The organism is Pseudomonadaceae bacterium SI-3, assembly GCA_004010935.1.
Lineage (GTDB): Bacteria > Pseudomonadota > Gammaproteobacteria > Pseudomonadales > Pseudomonadaceae > Stutzerimonas.
The window spans coordinates 2,294,632-2,311,573 of sequence record CP026511.1 but is presented as its reverse complement, the minus strand read 5'-3'; the positions used below and the strand labels follow the sequence as shown (position 1 = coordinate 2,311,573).

Annotated in this window: 11 protein-coding genes; 8 read left to right on the top strand and 3 right to left on the bottom strand. The window is 60.7% G+C overall.

Going from position 1 to position 16,942, the window contains the following annotated elements; all coding sequences use genetic code 11:
* Positions 1-25: 25 nt before the first annotated feature.
* Positions 26-2,587, bottom strand: coding sequence for a DNA ligase D (gene ligD / locus C1896_10900; GenBank protein AZZ45366.1), 2,562 nt, complete (start codon positions 2,585-2,587; stop codon positions 26-28).
* 174 nt (positions 2,588-2,761) lie between these two features.
* Between ligD and C1896_10895 the strand changes: the two genes are divergently transcribed.
* Positions 2,762-3,046: a hypothetical protein gene (locus C1896_10895; GenBank protein AZZ47623.1), complete on the top strand. Its 285-nt coding sequence runs from the start codon at positions 2,762-2,764 to the stop codon at positions 3,044-3,046.
* A gap of 55 nt (positions 3,047-3,101) precedes the next feature.
* Here C1896_10895 and C1896_10890 read toward each other — a convergent pair whose 3' ends face one another.
* Complete coding sequence (locus C1896_10890; protein ID AZZ45365.1) at positions 3,102-3,632, bottom strand: hypothetical protein; 531 nt, start codon at positions 3,630-3,632, stop codon at positions 3,102-3,104.
* A gap of 225 nt (positions 3,633-3,857) precedes the next feature.
* On the opposite strand from C1896_10890, the gene C1896_10885 reads away from it, so the two are divergent.
* Entirely contained in the window at positions 3,858-4,937 is a 1,080-nt protein-coding gene (locus C1896_10885; protein AZZ47622.1) for a mechanosensitive ion channel protein MscS, read from the top strand.
* A 90-nt stretch (positions 4,938-5,027) separates the two neighbouring features.
* On the opposite strand, the gene C1896_10880 is transcribed toward C1896_10885, so the two are convergent.
* Positions 5,028-5,528 (bottom strand): CinA family protein, encoded by a 501-nt coding sequence (locus C1896_10880; protein AZZ45364.1) that lies wholly within the window; start codon positions 5,526-5,528, stop codon positions 5,028-5,030.
* A gap of 298 nt (positions 5,529-5,826) precedes the next feature.
* On the opposite strand from C1896_10880, the gene C1896_10875 reads away from it, so the two are divergent.
* The 6 genes from C1896_10875 to glgX all read left to right on the top strand — a co-directional run bounded on the left by C1896_10875 (position 5,827) and on the right by glgX (position 16,704).
* Positions 5,827-7,377, top strand: a complete 1,551-nt coding sequence (locus C1896_10875) for a glycogen synthase GlgA (protein ID AZZ45363.1) — start codon at positions 5,827-5,829, stop codon at positions 7,375-7,377.
* A 12-nt stretch (positions 7,378-7,389) separates the two neighbouring features.
* Positions 7,390-9,171: a malto-oligosyltrehalose trehalohydrolase gene (gene treZ / locus C1896_10870; GenBank protein ID AZZ45362.1), complete on the top strand. Its 1,782-nt coding sequence runs from the start codon at positions 7,390-7,392 to the stop codon at positions 9,169-9,171.
* The gene (malQ, locus tag C1896_10865) at positions 9,171-11,246 is read left to right on the top strand and encodes a 4-alpha-glucanotransferase (GenBank protein ID AZZ45361.1); all 2,076 of its coding nucleotides are present in this window, start codon (positions 9,171-9,173) and stop codon (positions 11,244-11,246) included. Before treZ ends, malQ begins: the two co-directional genes overlap by 1 nt.
* Entirely contained in the window at positions 11,246-14,059 is a 2,814-nt protein-coding gene (locus tag C1896_10860; GenBank protein ID AZZ45360.1) for a malto-oligosyltrehalose synthase, read from the top strand. The genes malQ and C1896_10860 overlap by 1 nt, the downstream gene beginning before the upstream one ends.
* Positions 14,056-14,448 carry a hypothetical protein gene (locus C1896_10855; GenBank protein AZZ45359.1) on the top strand — a complete coding sequence of 131 codons (393 nt, stop codon included), beginning with the start codon at positions 14,056-14,058 and terminating at the stop codon, positions 14,446-14,448. The genes C1896_10860 and C1896_10855 overlap by 4 nt, the downstream gene beginning before the upstream one ends.
* Positions 14,449-14,553: 105 nt before the next feature.
* Positions 14,554-16,704, top strand: a complete 2,151-nt coding sequence (gene glgX, locus C1896_10850) for a glycogen debranching enzyme GlgX (GenBank protein ID AZZ45358.1) — start codon at positions 14,554-14,556, stop codon at positions 16,702-16,704.
* Positions 16,705-16,942 lie beyond the last annotated feature (238 nt).

Sequence of the window (16,942 nt, the reverse complement as noted above, 5' to 3'; positions counted from 1 at the left end):
GAGAGCCGACGATCAGCCCGCCTCGTTATTTCATGCCTAGCCGTTCGCGCATCTCAGCGGTGATTTGCTGCCCTGTCTCGTCTATCCCCGTCCATGGGTCTTCGCCCTGCTCTTCCAGGCGCGGCATGAGATTTCGAATGGTCCAGATATTCGCGCCCTTGAGATCGGCCAGCTCGTCGCGGTGAATGGGCACTGAAACGGCAAGTCCCTCACGCGCCCGAACCGAATAAGCGGCGACGGTGCTCGCGCCCTTACTGTTGCGCAGGTAGTCGATGAAGATTTTGCCAATCCGGTTCTTGGGGCCGCTGACCGCTGAAAAATGCTGCGGCATGAGCTTGGCCATGTACTGCGCTATGGCCTGACTGAAGGCTTTGACCTCGGTCCAGCTGTGGACCGGCTCCAATGGCACCATCACGTGCAGCCCTTTGCCACCACTGGTCTTGAGATAAGACTGCAGACCCAGTTCGTCCAGCAAGGTCTGGGTGAGTTGAGTGGCCTCTACCATGCGCTTCCAGGGCAACGCAGGATCCGGGTCGAGATCGAGCACGAAGCGATCCGGGTGATCGAGCACCGGCGCCACGGCATTCCAGGTGTGCACTTCGATGGTGCCCATCTGCGCCGCGCTGATCAGCGCTTCGGCGGTGTCGATGGTCATCAATGCCGCATGGTTGGGAAACAACGCGGTGTCCAATTGGGTGATATGCGGAATGCTCAGCTTCTCGGTGTGCTTTTGGAAAAACAGCTCACCGTCAATTCCCTCTGGTGCTCGGACCAGGGCAAGCGGCCGCTGTGCCAGGTGAGGCAACGCCCATGGGGCGACTTCGGCATAAAAGCGCGCCAGCTCCATTTTGGTTGCACCGATAGACTTGTCGATGATGCGTTCGGGGTTCGAGATCTTGATCTTGCCGCCCGCCGTGTTTGATGCGGGATTGCGTTGTTTCGGCTTATCCGGGCTAGACGCCTTGGCTGCTTTCGCTGGGCGCTCGTGGGTGATGGCTTTAGCCGGCTTGTCCGAGCGCAGGCCATGAAAAACCGAATGGCGCACCACGCCCTGACGGGTCATCTCCGCATAGGCGACCTCGCACATCAGCTCAGGCTTGAGCCAATGAGCACCGCGTACGTCGGCAGCTGGTGGCGCCTTTGCCAAGGGGCTCTTGTCGACTTCGAGCGGTTTGAGCTTGGCATGCAGGCTCTCCAGAGTGGCATGGTTGAAGCCAGTGCCCACCTTGCCGGCGTATAACAGCTGACCTTGTTCGTCGTGCAGCCCCAGCAGCAGCGCACCGAAGCCACTGCGCGCGCCCTTCGGGTCGGTGTAGCCGACGATGACGAATTCCTGACGGTTCTTGCACTTGATCTTGGCCCAGCTGTTGCTGCGCCGGGACACGTAGGTACTGCCTGCACGCTTGCCGATCAGCCCTTCCAGCTTCATCTGGCAAGCGCTCTCGAGCATGCTCTCCGGCTGTTCGGTGAAATCAGCGGAGAAGCGCAACAACTCGCTTTCGTCAGCATCCAGCACCTGACTCAGGGCCGCTCGGCGCTCCTCCAGTGGGACCTCACGCAAGTCCATGCCATTCAGATAGGGCATATCGAACAGGTAATAGAGAATGCTGCCGCTACGGCCAGCTTCGAAGGCGTTCTGCAGCGCTTGGAAATCCGGCGTGCCGTCGTCGTCGGGTACCACCACTTCGCCGTCCAGCCAGGCCGATTCCAAACCAAGCCCAGCGAGCGCTTCGGCCTGCTGTGGCATCTTCTGCGTCCAGTCGTGACCGTTACGCGTGAAAAGCTGCACCTTGCCCGACTCGATGCGAGCCATGATGCGGTAACCGTCGAACTTGATTTCGTAGCGCCAATCCCCGTCAGGGACTGATTCAACCAACGTCGCGAGTTGAGGCTTGAAGCTCTCCGGTAAAGGCGCCTGCTTGGCGCCGGTCAACGTCGCGTTCGGCGCGTCCTTGCGGCTGCGTCTACGCGCGGGTGTTTTGACCGCTTTGGCTGCGGCTGCCGGTTTGGCTTTACCACGCTTGCGGGGTATCAGGGTCCGATCGCTCAGCACGCTGTCGGGCAGCTCTTCGACGATGTCATATTCGCTCTCTGGCCTGGCAGCGTCGTCGTTGGACTTGATCAGAAACCATTGTTCCTTTCCCCCGTCCATGCGCGTGCGAACCAGATTCCAGGTGCCGCTCAGCTTTTCACCTTCGAGACTGAACTTCAGTTTCCCCTTGCGATAACCCTCTTGCGGGTCGCCTTCGGGAATCCAGACACCGCGATCCCAGACGATCACATCTCCCGCGCCGTAATGACCTTTCGGAATGCTTCCTTCGAACGTCGCGTACTCAAGCGGATGATCTTCGACATGCACGGCCAGACGGCGCGATTTCGGATCGAGGGAAGGTCCCTTCGGGACAGCCCAACTTTTCAGCGTCCCGTCGAGCTCGAGTCGGAAGTCATAGTGCAGCCGCGTCGCGTCGTGCTTCTGGATGCAGTACTGAAGCGCACGAGCCTTGGGGCGTTTGCGCGTACCGTTTTCGCCATCAGGCTCAGGGGTCGCAGCGAAGTCGCGCTTTCGGTTGTACTCATCCAGGGCCATGGCAGCGACTCCGTTATCGATTTGTCCGAGCTGTGAGCCTTCTGCCAAGCGGCGACGTAACGATGTTTACATCTCGGCAGGGCCTGCTAGCGTTTGTAGATGTTGAAAAAACAAGGCAGCGCCGACTCGGCGCGAGCCCCGTTCCATATGCAGACATTGATGGGAGGAAGGATCATGGCTACACGTCTACCTCTGCTCACCATAGAGAACATCCTTCGCGGTTATCTCCACCCCTTCCGCTGTGACTGCCATGCTCAAGAAGACAGCCATCTCACCGTCCGGCTCTACGAAGACATCGCTGGCGGTGAGGAACTAACCGTATTTGGCATCACCGACGATCAGTGTCGGGATGCAGCGAACCTTGTCCGACTGGCTCAGGAGCTACGCTTCGAGCTCTACGCCACCCGCAGCGGCATGCCAGTCGCTGCGGATGATGCCGCCAAGGTTGTCGGAGGCTAACCAATCGGCATTGCCTTGATCTACAACCTGGGTGGCCCGCGGGTGGCCGAAGCGATCAACGCTTCGCTTCGGTATGCGGCTCGGCTGCCCGAGTCAGATAGGCTTGCGTCAGCTCGGCCAGGTGGCTGCGCATCCACTCTGCCATCGCCACCTCTTCTGCCAGGATGCGCGTGCAGATGTCGGCTGTTTCGGTGTCGCCTACGGCTTTGGCCGCTGCAATTAGAATCTCATAAGAGGCGATCTCCAGATTCTCGAAGACGTAGCCCATCTGCGCGCCTTTAACGATTTCGTCGTTGACCATCATGCCGCCCATGGCCTGCCCCATCGCTGTCATCTTGCCGCCCAGATCCTTTAAGCCGGAGTAGGACTTGTCGTAACGGTGCAAGCAGGTTTCGATGAGCTTCGCCTGATTCTGCGTTTCGGTTATGTGTTGCTCGATCCGCGCCTTCAGCTGTGGGTAATGCTCGATGCGGCTGGCCTGCTTGTTCAGCATGGTCTCTGCCTGGGCCTCCATGGCATGCGCGTCGCGCAGCCATTCGATCAGTCGCTCGATGCGAATATCATTTCCCGTCTGTGCGCTTTGCATATGTTCTCTCCCACTGGTTTGGATAGCCATCAGGGCCTCATTGCCGCCCTCTTGTTATGTGTGAGAGACGGCAAGGCAGCGGAGTTCCGCAGACCCGACTGGCTGCACCTGCCATGAACTTTGCATAGGGGCACCAGTCCCTCATGCAATGGATTAAACGGAGCAGGCCTCATCGAATTTCTAGATCCCCTCCTCCAGTGGGAGAACTACATCACCGAACCGGCGCTGCGCACGATCCTGGTGTCCGCCTTCGTCGTGGTCTTGCTCAGCGTATTCAGTCGGGTACTGACGGCAGTGATGTTGCGGCTGGGCCGCGGATTTCTGCTCACCAAGGCCGTGTCAGAACAGCTGGAAAAGCCCATCAGCGTGTTGCTGCCACTGCTCGGCCTGCAAGCTGTGCTGGCGGCGGCCAGCGACGAACTGGCGCTGATCAGCCTCGCCCGGCGCCTCACCGCGCTGGTGATGATCGCCTGCTTCACCTGGCTGGCTATGCGGCTGGTTCGCGGGCTTGAGCACGCGGTGCGGTTGAGAAACCCCGTCGACGTCAGCGACAACCTGCGCGCACGGCAGATCCAGACCCAGTCGCGGGTGCTATTGCGGACACTGAGCTTCTTCATCCTCTTGATCGGTGCCGCGGGAATGCTCATGACCTTTCCGGGCGCTCGCCAGTTCGGCGCTAGTCTGCTCGCTTCGGCGGGTCTCGCGGGCCTGGCCGTTGGCTTCGCCGCTCGCCCGGTCCTGGCGAACCTGATCGCAGGGATACAGATTGCGATTACCCAGCCGATTCGCCTGGATGACGTGGTGATCGTTGAAAACGAGTGGGGGCGAATCGAGGAGATCACCGGCACCTACGTAGTGGTGCGTATCTGGGATGACCGGCGGCTGGTGGTGCCGCTGCAATACTTCATCGAAAAGCCCTTCCAGAACTGGACACGGCGTAATTCAAGCATCATCGGCTCGATATTTATTTGGGTCGATTATTCGCTGCCGTTGGAGCCCGTGCGTGAGGAACTGCGTCGGCTGTGCCAGGAGGTGCCGGAGCTGTGGGACGGTCGTGTGATCGTGCTGCAGGTCACCGATAGCAGTGAAAAGTCGATACAGGTACGGGTACTGGTCAGTTCACCGGACTCATCGCGTAATTGGGACCTGCGCTGCCACCTGCGAGAGGCCTTGATCAAATTCATCCAGCGCGAATATCCCGGCTGCCTTCCGCAGCTGCGAGCGGACCTCAACGTGGGCCGAAAACCAAGTGTCGAACACCCAGTTCCCGATCATGTCGAGCCCGAGCGTCAGCCGCCGGTATGACGGCAGTACCGATGCACCGGCTGTGCTGCAATACAGGGCATTACGCGAAGAATTGTCGTGTGTCGGTGCGTGAAGGCCGTCGATATCGAGTCATTCGTGCTCCCGCAGTTTACGCAGCAGCTGCTCGTATTTGCTCGGCAACTGCTCTAGCCCGTAGCGAGCCGCCTGCTTACGAATAGACACGCGATCACCTTCGAACTGAACGGTCTCGCTGATGCTCACTTGGCGCTCCCCTTGCATCAGTGCGTAGGCGTAGCACTGCGTGCCACCGGCGTCCTCCTCGTTGTCGTCGGCCACGCCAGTGTTTGCAATGGCAATGTCGGCGACGCTGGCGTTCAGCGCACCGATGGCCATTTCGGTGGCGACCTCTTCGCTGGTAAGGCCAAAGGTTTCGATGGTTTCGAAACTGACATGCAGCAGACGATTTTTCGCCTTCGGCGAATAGACGACAAATCCGCTGTCGAGCGCTTTGCCACAACCTGGGATGTCGCCTAACAGGGAGGCCATCAGGCCACAAGTGCAGGATTCCGCAGTGGTCAACATCATCTGTTTGTCACGAAGAAACCGCACGATTTCAGCAAGGTTTTGCATGGTATTGGCTCCGGCTTTCAGCTTGAAAAAGCTCGCGTCAGTCAGATTTCCGAGGCGATCCCCTAAGGCAAAGTTCCAACCCTCCGTATTCCGTCTAAAGGCGAGAACTATTTCACAGCGTCCGGGTCTGGTTTCAAGTAGGGCCAGCGCAGCTCTACGCCGCTCCTCGCGCGGCTCCAGTACAAAAAATCAGCTTTGCCGTGCTCATGGTTTGCAGCGCTCCGAGTGGTGCTGCGTGGAAGAAACGTGCTTATAGCAGGCCTGCTAGAGACGCTGGCCGCTTGGGGAGAGGTAAATTATGAGTATTGCTGCTGTGGACACCCGCCCTGTCCGCTTTAACATTGCACAACGCCTGGCGCCGCCAGCTGAACGTCCCTTGCTGCAATTGCGCAGCACCCAGGACGAGAAGAAAAAAATTCTTTTTGTGACGTCCGAATTGACCGACCTGGTCAAGACCGGCGGCCTGGCCGATGTGTCCGCAGCCCTGCCCCGGGCCCTCGGTGATCGGCATGACGTGCGCGTGCTCATTCCTGGCTACACACAAGTGATGCAGTGCGGCGAGCCGATTCGTATCGTTGGCAGCGTGATCTCCCACGCTGATCTGCCACCAAGCCGAATCGGCCGCCTAGACATGCCGGATGGCCTGATCATCTACGTGGTGGTTTGCCCGGAACTCTACGAGCGCGACGGCCTACCGTATGGCGATGAGCATGGCCAGGATTGGCCGGATAATCCGGTGCGCTTTGCCCGCCTGTGCATGGCAGCAACCGATATTGCCGATGGCACGGCAGGTATTCGCTGGACGCCTGATCTGGTCCATGCCCACGACTGGCCGACTGGGCTCACACCCGCCTACATGCACTGGCGTGGTCTGACCACGCCAAGCGTATTCACCATTCACAACCTGGCGTACCAGGGCAACATCGACATGAGCCTGCGCCGGTCGTTGGCAATTCCGCTGGAAGGCTGCGGGCCTGAGCGCATGGAATTTTACGGTGCCCTGTCGCTGCTCAAGGCCGGTATCGCATATGCGAACCACGTCACCACAGTCAGCGCGACCTACGCGCAGGAAATCACCACGCCGGAATTCGGCTGCGGCATGGAAGGTTTCCTCAGCATGAAGGCGCGCCAGGGCCTGCTCACCGGCTTGCTCAACGGCATCGAAGAAAGCTGGGAGCCGCGCAGCTGCTCTCATCTGGTCAGCCCTTTCGGCCCAAATGACTGGTCCGGCAAAGACGCAAACGCGGCACACGTACGTGAACTCTTTGGCCTGGTCGAAGGCAACGGTCCATTGTTTTCGGTGGTTTCCCGCCTGGTGCACCAGAAAGGCATCGACCTGACCATCGCGGTTGCCGAAACCATCGTCGAGAACGGCGGCCAGCTGGCCATTCTCGGCCGTGGTGATCCGCATATCGAAGACGAAGTGCGGCGCCTAGTCGAACGTTTCCCCGGCCATGTCGGCGCGCATATTGGCTTCAACGAAACCGATGCTCGACGCCTGTTCGCTGGCAGCGACTTCCTACTCATGCCGTCACGCTACGAGCCTTGCGGCCTGAGCCAAATGTACGCCCAGCGCTTTGCGTCATTGCCGATAGCCCACCGCACCGGCGGCCTGGCGGACAGCATTGATGACGGCGTCACCGGGTTCCTGTTCAGCGAAGCCACCGTCGACAGCTATCACGGCGCCGTCGAACGCGCCCTGGCGGTGCATCAGAACGCCCAATTGCTCAATGCCATGCGCTGCCGTGCAATGAGCGGGGGATTTTTCTGGAGCCACGCGATCGAACCTTATGACCGGTTGTACCAACGCCTGTTGGGCGGACGACGCGAGGTCAGTGCCACTATCTAATGAGGTTGATCAATGCAGAATAGGCCCGCCCGCAACGGGCAACACGGACCGGTGCTACTGGATGATTCCCGTACCCGGTTCAGGCTCTGGGCACCAGACGCGCAAAGCGTCAGCCTGGTGGTAGCTGGCGGCGATACGCTGCCCATGCAGGAAGGCGCTGATGGCTGGTACAGCGTCGAGGCCGATGTCGGCGCCGGCACACAGTACAGTTTCCTGATCGACAATGAGCTCCAGGTGCCGGATCCGGCGTCTCGAGCGCAGTCGGCCGACATTCACGATCCGAGCGTCGTGATCGATCCTGCTGCCTACCAGTGGCACCATTCAGACTGGCAAGGCCGACCCTGGCACGAAACCGTGCTCTACGAGCTACACGTTGGCAGCTATGGCGGCTATGCTCGGATCGAACAACGTCTTCAGGCGCTGGCTGATCTCGGCGTCACGGCTATCGAGTTGATGCCGCTCGCCGAATTTCCGGGTGACCGTAACTGGGGCTACGACGGCGTCCTGATCTACGCGCCGGAGGCCTCCTACGGCACACCCGATGAGCTCAAGCACCTGGTCGACACCGCCCATGGCCTGGGCCTGATGGTGTTCATCGACGTGGTCTACAACCACTTCGGCCCGGACGGCAATTATCTGCACCGTTACGCCAAGCATTTCTTCCGCCACGACCAGCAGACGCCTTGGGGGGACGGGATCGATTTCCGCCGCCGCGAAGTGCGCGATTTCTTCATCGACAACGCGCTGATGTGGTTGATGGACTATCGCTTCGACGGGCTGCGCATGGACGCTGTCCACGCCATTCCAGACCGGACCTTCCTGCCTGAACTGGCTGAACGCGTGCGTGCGGAAGTGGAGCCTGGTCGCCATGTGCATTTGGTACTTGAGAACGAACACAACCTAGCCAGCCTGCTCGCGGACGATTTTACGGCCCAGTGGAACGACGACGGCCATAACGTCCTGCACACCCTGCTCACCGACGAGAGCCAGGGCTATTACGGCGACTACCATAAGGACTCGACCAACAAGCTGGTGCGCTTCCTGGGCGAAGGATTCATCTACCAGGGCCATGAGAATCGGCGAGGCGAGTCGCGTGGCGAACCGAGCGGCCACCTGCCCCCCACTTCGTTCGTCCTGTTTCTGCAGAACCACGACCAGACGGGTAACCGGGCATTCGGCGAACGCCTGATCAACCTGGCGCCAGCGGATGCCTTGAAGGCGGCGACTACCGTGCTGCTGCTCTCCCCCATGGTGCCGCTGCTGTTCATGGGCGAGGAATGGGGCGCACGCGAGCCCTTCCTGTTCTTCACCAGCCACCACGGCGAGCTAGCCGATGCCGTACGCGAGGGGCGCCGCGGCGAGTTTGCGGAATTTGCCGAATTCGCCGACGAGCACACCCGCGAGCGCATTCCCGATCCAAACGCGCTGGAGACATACGAGGCCTCCAAACCTGATTTCAGCAAGCGCGACGAGCCTGAACACGCCGAATGGCTGCGCCTGTATCGCCAGCTGCTCCAGCTTCGCCACGCCGAAATCGTGCCGCGCCTGGAAGGCTCGCGCTTCCTCGGCGCTGAAGCCTTGGGCGAAGCCGCTGCGTTGGCGCGTTGGCAACTGGGCGACGGCAGCGAATTGCGCCTGGAGCTCAATTTGAGCGGCAAGGACCTTGCCGTTACGCCGCCCGCTGCGAATACGCGCTTACTGCACAGCAGCCGTGAAGGCGATTCAGGCGGCACTGACACGATACCTGCGCACACCGCCAGGATGTATTTGCTTGATTCTGCAGGAGTGTCTTAATGAGCGATGAACGACTGAACCGCCTGGCCGAGGCGGCTGGCCTGTCCATCGAATGGGTTGATGCAGACGGCAAGGATCAACGGGTCAAGCCGGAGGTTTTGCGTGCAGTGCTTGACGGGCTGGGGCTACCAGCCGAAAGCGATGATCAGATCGAACGCAGCCTGGACAAACTTGACACCGGCGCAGGGGCGGCCAGCGTGCCACCGCTGCTGACATTCGACCAGAATGCACCGCTGGACCTCAGTCAGTACTTTGAACCATCGTCCCGTTACAGCCTGACGCTCGAAGACGGGAGCCAGCAGAACGGCACCCTGGACGCCCAGTCACGCCTTGCCGCCATTGATGTGCCCGGCTATCACCAGCTGAACATCGCCGACCAGCAGCTGACGCTCGCCGTTGCGCCAGTCGCCTGCCCAAGCGTCGAGGACGTGGCTGGCCCGGCTGCCTGGGGAGTCACGGTGCAGCTTTACGGGCTGCGGCGTTCGGGTGACGGCGGGCTCGGCGATACCCAGGCGCTCGAAGCGGTTGCGCGCAACGCGGCGGCACACGGAGCCGACGCTTTGGGCATCAGCCCTGTGCATGCGATGTTCACAGGCAACAGCCAGCAATACAGCCCGTACTCACCGTCGAGCCGGCTGTTCTACAACATTCTGCACAGCGCACCTGGCAGCGTGCTGGGTGAAAAGCCGCTGCGCATGGCAATCGAGTCCTGCGGACTTGCCGACGAGCTGGAGCGCCTCGAGTCGCTCGAACTGATCGACTGGGACGCCGCCTCGCAAGCCCGACAGTGCCTACTGCGCACGCTGTACGAGGATTTCTCCACAGGCGGCAACGCTCAGCAGGCAGACTTCGACAGCTTCCGCGACGCGGGTGGTGAAGCGCTGGAAAACCACTGCCGCTTCGAGGCGCTACACGCCGCCCTCCTCAGTCCCGAAGGCTATCCGCAACACTGGCGTGACTGGCCTGAGGAATACCGCACGCCCCAGGGCCCCGCCGTCGAACAATTCGCTCAACAAAACGCCTCCGACGTGAGCTATTACGCGTTCTGCCAATGGTTGATCGCCCGTGGACTTGAGCGGGCCCAGATTGCCGCGCGCAGTGCCGGAATGAAGATCGGCCTGATCAGCGATCTGGCCGTCGGAGCCGACGGTGGCGGCAGTCAGGCCTGGAGCCGCCAGGATGAAGTGCTGGCAGCGCTCAGCGTGGGTGCACCGCCAGACATCATCAATCGCCAGGGGCAGAGCTGGGGAATCTCAGCGTTCTCCCCATGGGGCTTGAAGGCCCATGGTTACCGCGCGTTCATCGAAATGGTAAGGGCTAATTTGGCGCATGCCGGTGGCATACGCATTGACCATGTGATGGGCCTGATGCGCCTGTGGGTGATGCCGGCGGGCGCTGGCCCTACCGAAGGCGCTTACCTCAACTACCCGTTCGATGACCTGCTGCGCCTGCTCACGCTGGAAGCCTGGCGGCGCAACGCCGTAGTGCTCGGTGAAGACCTCGGCACCGTGCCCGAAGGGCTGCGTGGAAAGTTAGCGGCGCGCAAGCTGCTGGGCATGCGTGTGTTGTTCTTCGAACGCGATGACAACGGCACTTTCAAGCCGCTCGAAGAATGGCCCGCCAGCGCAATCGCTACGTCCACCACGCATGACCTGCCCACCATCGAAGGTTGGTGGAAGGCCCACGATATCGACTGGCGTATCCGCGTCGGCCAGCACCGTGAAGACGAGCGCCCGGCGCAGCTGGAGGAACGCGAGCGCGAGCGCGCCGGGCTGCTGCGGCTGTTGCGACAGTATGCGCCGAGCATCAAGGGCGACCTCGCCGATCCCGACGTCCTGGCCGACGCCTGCGCGGTATGCCTCGGACGCTCGCCAGCGCCGTTGGTGCTGTTTCCGGTCGAAGACGCCCTGGGCCTGCTCGAACAACCGAACATGCCCGGTATCGTCGACACCCATCCCAATTGGCGGCGCCGCTACCCCAGCGATAGCGCCACCCTGCTTGACGACCCCGCCTGTTCGCACCGCCTGGAGCTTCTCTCCAATGCGCGCAAGCAGGCCATTGGAAGCAAACATTGATGAGAGACCTTAGCGCCACGTTGCGACTGCAGTTCCATCGTGACTTCACCCTCGACGATGCCACTGCACTGGTCGATTACTTCGCTGACCTGGGCATCAGTCATTTGTACGCGTCGCCTCTGTTGACGGCCCGCCCCGGCTCGATGCACGGATACGATGTCATCGACCCTACCCGGATCAATCCCGAGCTGGGCGGCGAGCCGGCACTACGCCGCCTGGTCGACGCCCTTCGGGCCAAAGGGATGGGCCTGATACTCGATATCGTCTCCAACCACATGGCGGTGGGTGGCTCGGGCAATCCCTGGTGGCTCGACGTGCTCGAATGGGGCCGCCGTAGCCCCTATGCGCAGTTCTTCGACATTCAGTGGAACTCGCCTGATCCGCTGCTTGAAGGCCAACTGCTGGTTCCGTTCCTCGGCAGTGACTACGGCGAAGCCTTGCAGCAAGGCAAGATCCCCCTAAAGCTGGACATCGATAACGGCGCCTTCTATGCCGAGCACTACGAGCACCGCTTCCCGATTTCGCCACCGACCTACGGCGAAATCCTGCGCCTGACCGACCAACCGGAATTGCGCACCCTGGCGCAGCATTTCGACGCGTTGAAGACCGAGCCCGCGCCGTACCAAACCGCCCGCCAGCTGCGCGCGGATCTGGCGCGACTGCTGGAAGACAGCGCCACACGGCAGACACTCGAAAGTGCGCTGCGGCACTACGACTCCACCACCGAAGACGGCTTCAAGCGGCTTCACGGGCTGCTCGAGCGGCAGCACTATCGTCTGGCCAGCTGGCGCACCGCAGGCGACGACATAAACTGGCGCCGCTTTTTCGATATCAACGAGCTGGGTGGCCTGCGTGTCGAACGGCCGGTGGTATTCGAGGAAACCCACGCGAAGATCTTCGAGCTGATCAGCGAAGGATTGGTCGACGGACTGCGCATCGACCATATCGACGGCTTGGCCAATCCGCGCGGTTACTGCCGCCGTCTGCGGCGCCGTGTCGACCGGCTGAATGCCGCGCGTCCCCAAGGCGCGGAACAGGATCATGTGCCGATCTACGTCGAGAAGATTCTCGCAGAAGGTGAGCGCCTGCATGATGACTGGGGTGTTGATGGCACCACCGGCTATGAGTTCATGAATCAGGTGTCCTTGCTGCAGCACGATCCAGCTGGCAAATCCGTCCTCTGCTCGCTGTGGAGCGAAACCGCCGACCGCCCCGCCGATTTCATGGAAGAGGTCCGCCAGGCTCGGCAACTGGTACTCACCGGACCGCTGGCCGGCGACTTCGAAACCGTCGCCCAGGCACTGCTACAGGTTGCGCGGCATGACGTAATGACCCGGGACATCACCTTGGGCGCTATCCGCCGCGCGTTGCTCGAGCTGATCGTTCACTTCCCCGTGTATCGCACCTACATTGCCGCGCGCGGTCGGCGCGAGGCCGACGAGCCGTTCTTCCAACAAGCGTTGGCCGCAGCCCGCACCACACTGGGAGAGGCCGATTGGCCGCTACTCGATCACCTTGATCGATGGTTGGGCGGCGAAGACCTTCGCTCGTTGCCGCCGGGACCTGCACGGCGCATCCGCCGATATGCCTGCACACGGTTCCAGCAGCTAACCTCGCCGGCTGCCGCCAAGGCCGTGGAAGACACCGCCTGCTACCGCTCCGGCGCGCTGCTGTCGCGCAACGACGTTGGCTTCGATCCGCAGACCTTCAGCGCGCCTGTCGACACCTTTCATGCCGAGTGCCTGGCGCGTGCCGAACATTTCCCTCGAAATTTGCTGACGACGGCCACCCACGACCACAAACGCGGCGAAGACACCCGTGCTCGGATGACCGTGATCAGCGAGCGTGCCGAATGGTACGCCAGCAAAGTGCGCCACTGGCGCCAACTCGCCTATGGCCAGCGTCAGGAACTGCCCGATGGGCCGGCGCCTTCTGCTGGCGATGAAACGCTGCTGTTTCAGGTGTTGCTCGGCTGCTGGCCGCTGGATCTGAACACCGACGACAAGCCGGCCATGGAGACCTTCTGCGAGCGGATGATCCAATGGCAGGAAAAGGCCGTACGCGAGGCCAAGTTGCGCAGCACCTGGACCGATCCAAACAGTGACTACGAAGGTGCGTGCCAGCATTACCTGCGAGCGCTGCTTCTGGGTGACGAGTGCAAAACGCTGCGGGACGACATCGCGGCGGCTGCCCACGAGCTGGCGCCTGCCGGCGCGCTGAACAGCCTTACTCAAACGCTCCTGCGAATGACCACTCCAGGCGTGCCCGACCTCTATCAAGGTACGGACTACTGGGATTTCAGTCTGGTCGACCCTGACAACCGCCGCCCGGTCGATTTCGATAGCCGTCGCGCCACCTTCCAACCGGATGCCCAGCCGACCGAACTGATGAAGAACTGGCAGGACGGGCGCATCAAGCAATGGCTGATCGCGCGCACGCTAAAGCTGCGTCGGGCCCAACCTCAGCTGTTCACCGCGGGCCGCTACCTGCCGTTGAAGGTCGAGGGCGAGCACGCCGAGAGCCTCATCGCCTTTGCCCGTGAGCTCGATGGCAGTTGGTTGATTGTGGTAGCAGCGCGTCTGGCCAGCGGCCTGCTCGGCGACAGCACGACACCCAGTATTCCGGCCGCGAGCTGGGGCGACACCCACGTTCGATTGCCCGATGCGCTGAGCGGTCATGCGATGGAGCGACTTTTTGACGGAATGGCAGTCACACCCAAACAAGAAGGGTTGAGCGTGACTGAAATTTTGCAGCATCTGCCTTTTGCGCTTTTACAGCTAACAAACAGTTCAACAGGAGAATCAGAACGATGACTAAACAAGAGCAGCGCATTCGCGAACTGGCGTATGACATCTGGGTATCAGAAGGCCGTCCGCACGGTGAAGATGCACGCCATTGGGCGATGGCACGCAAGCTGGCCGAGGCGGAAAACGACACTTCCGATACCAAGCCAGCAAAAACCCGCAAGGCAGTCACCAAACCAACGGATGCAACGCCTGCTGACAAACCAGCCAAGGCGACCAAAGCAGCCAAGCCTGCAAAGGACAGCAAAGAACCGAAAGACGTCAAACCAGCCAAGCCAGCGGTCGCCCCAACCAAGGGAGCTGCGCGCCCTAAAGCCAAGGCGGGTACCGACGCTGCCGAAGGCACACCGGAAGGCGTGAAGAAGACTCGCGCGCCCCGAGCCAAGAAAGAAAGCTGAAAGACACCGCGCCACGAATCCGAACCAGCCCTCGCAGAGGGTTGGCGGGCTGTGACGACTCTTCACCTTGCACAGCACCTACCTAGCGTTGCCATCGGAGATTTCATGAGTAGAAACAAACCTGCGGCGCCTCAAATTCTGGTGCCTTCGCGTATTCGCGAAGGACAGCCCTTCCCGCTTGGCGCCACCTGGGACGGATTAGGGGTTAACTTCGCGATCTTTTCCGCGAATGCCACAAGGGTTGAGCTGTGTCTGTTCGATACCGATGGTGAAACCGAACTCGAGCGAATCGAGCTGCCCGAATACACCGATGAGATCTGGCACGGTTACCTGCCTGATGCTCATCCGGGCCAGATCTATGGCTACCGTGTGCATGGACCTTACGAGCCGGATGCTGGCCACCGATTCAACCCGAACAAACTGCTGATCGATCCCTATGCCAAGCAGCTGGTCGGTGGGCTGAAATGGTCCGAGGCGCTCTTTGGCTACACCATCGGCCATGCCGATGCTGACCTGAGCTACGACGAGCGCGACAGTGCGCCCTTCGTACCGAAGTCGAAAGTCATCGACCCGGCGTTCACTTGGGGTCATGACCGACCGGTTCAGGTCCCTTGGGACCGCACAATCATTTATGAAACCCACGTGCGCGGTTTCACCATGCAGCACCCTTCAGTACCCGAAGACATGCGCGGGACATTTGGCGGTTTCAAGACGCCGGACGTCATTGATTACATCCGCAAGCTCGGCGTCTCTTCAGTGGAATTCCTGCCCATCCATGCATTTGTCCAGGACCAACACCTGCTCGAAAAGGGCATGACCAACTACTGGGGCTACAACAGCATCGCCTTCTTCGCGCCTCATCCGAAGTACCTGGCAAGCGGTAAGATCAGCGAATTCAAGGAAATGGTCGCACACCTGCATAACGCTGATCTGGAGGTCATTCTCGACGTGGTCTACAACCACACCGCCGAGGGCAACGAGATGGGTCCCACCCTGTCCATGCGCGGCATCGACAACGCCTCCTACTACCGCCTGATGCCCGACGAGAAGCGCTACTACATCAACGATTCCGGCACTGGTAACACCCTGGACATGAGCCACCCATGCGTGGTGCAGATGGTTACCGACTCACTGCGCTACTGGGCTGAGGAAATGCATGTCGACGGCTTCCGCTTCGACCTGGCAACCATCTTGGGGCGGGAACATGACGGCTACGACGAGCGCCACGGCTTCCTCGTAGCGTGCCGCCAGGACCCGGTCCTGGCCAAGACCAAACTCATTGCAGAGCCTTGGGATTGCGGCCCTGGTGGCTATCAGGTCGGCGGCTTCCCGCCGGGTTGGGCCGAATGGAATGACCAGTATCGCGACACCGTTCGTGCCTTCTGGAAAGGTGATGGCGACCAGTTGCCGGACTTCGCCGCTCGTCTGACGGGGTCGGGCGATCTGTTCAACCAGCGGGGTCGTCGCCCATTCAGCTCGGTGAATTTCATCACTGCGCATGACGGCTTCACCCTGAACGACTTGGTTTCGTACGACGACAAACACAACGAAGCCAACGACGAAGACAACCGCGATGGCAGTAGCAACAACATCTCGTGGAACCACGGCGTCGAAGGTCCGACTGACGACCCGGAAATCCACGAGCTGCGCTTCCGTCAGATGCGCAACTTCTTTGCAACGTTGCTGTTCTCCCAGGGCACCCCGATGATCGTGGCCGGCGACGAGTTCGCTCGCACACAACATGGCAACAACAACGCCTATTGCCAGGACAGCGAAATCGGTTGGGTCAACTGGGAAATCCCGGAAGAAGGCCGAACACTGCAATCCTTCGTCCGGAAACTGATTCGCCTGCGTCAACGCTACCCGATGCTGCGCCGTGGACGCTTTCTGGTCGGCGCCTACAACGAAGAACTGGGCGTCAAGGACGTGAGCTGGATTGCACCTCACGCAGAAGAAATGACAATCGAGCACTGGGAGGATGGCAACAACCGCTGCATGGGCATGCTGCTGGACGGCCGTGCCCAGCCTACCGGCATCCGCAAGACCGGTTCGGACGCGACCCTGCTGATAATCGTCAACGCCCATCATGACGTGGTGAACTTCACCCTGCCGGAAGTGCCGCAAGGCATCTACTGGAATCGCCTGATTGACACAAACAACCCCAACGCGCGCGCCGAGCGATTCGATTTCAACAATGAATACGCACTGACCGGCCGTTCGCTGCTGTTGTTCGAGCTGATCAAAGAAGAAGAGTGAAGCTAAAGCGCTAGCCTTGGCCTGAGTCGAAGTAATTGAAGAAGCCCCGGATAACGGGGCTTTTTCATATCTACAGAGCACTATCGATGTAATCACTCAACCGTTCGTTTGATCTCGACGTGCGGTATTGAACCCCGCAATGCGCCCCAAGTCCCAACCCACAGCGCGGTGTTCATGAACCCAACGGATTTGTTCCTGCCAGCCGCGGGCAGAGTGTCCCTTCCGTGACGGATCACTT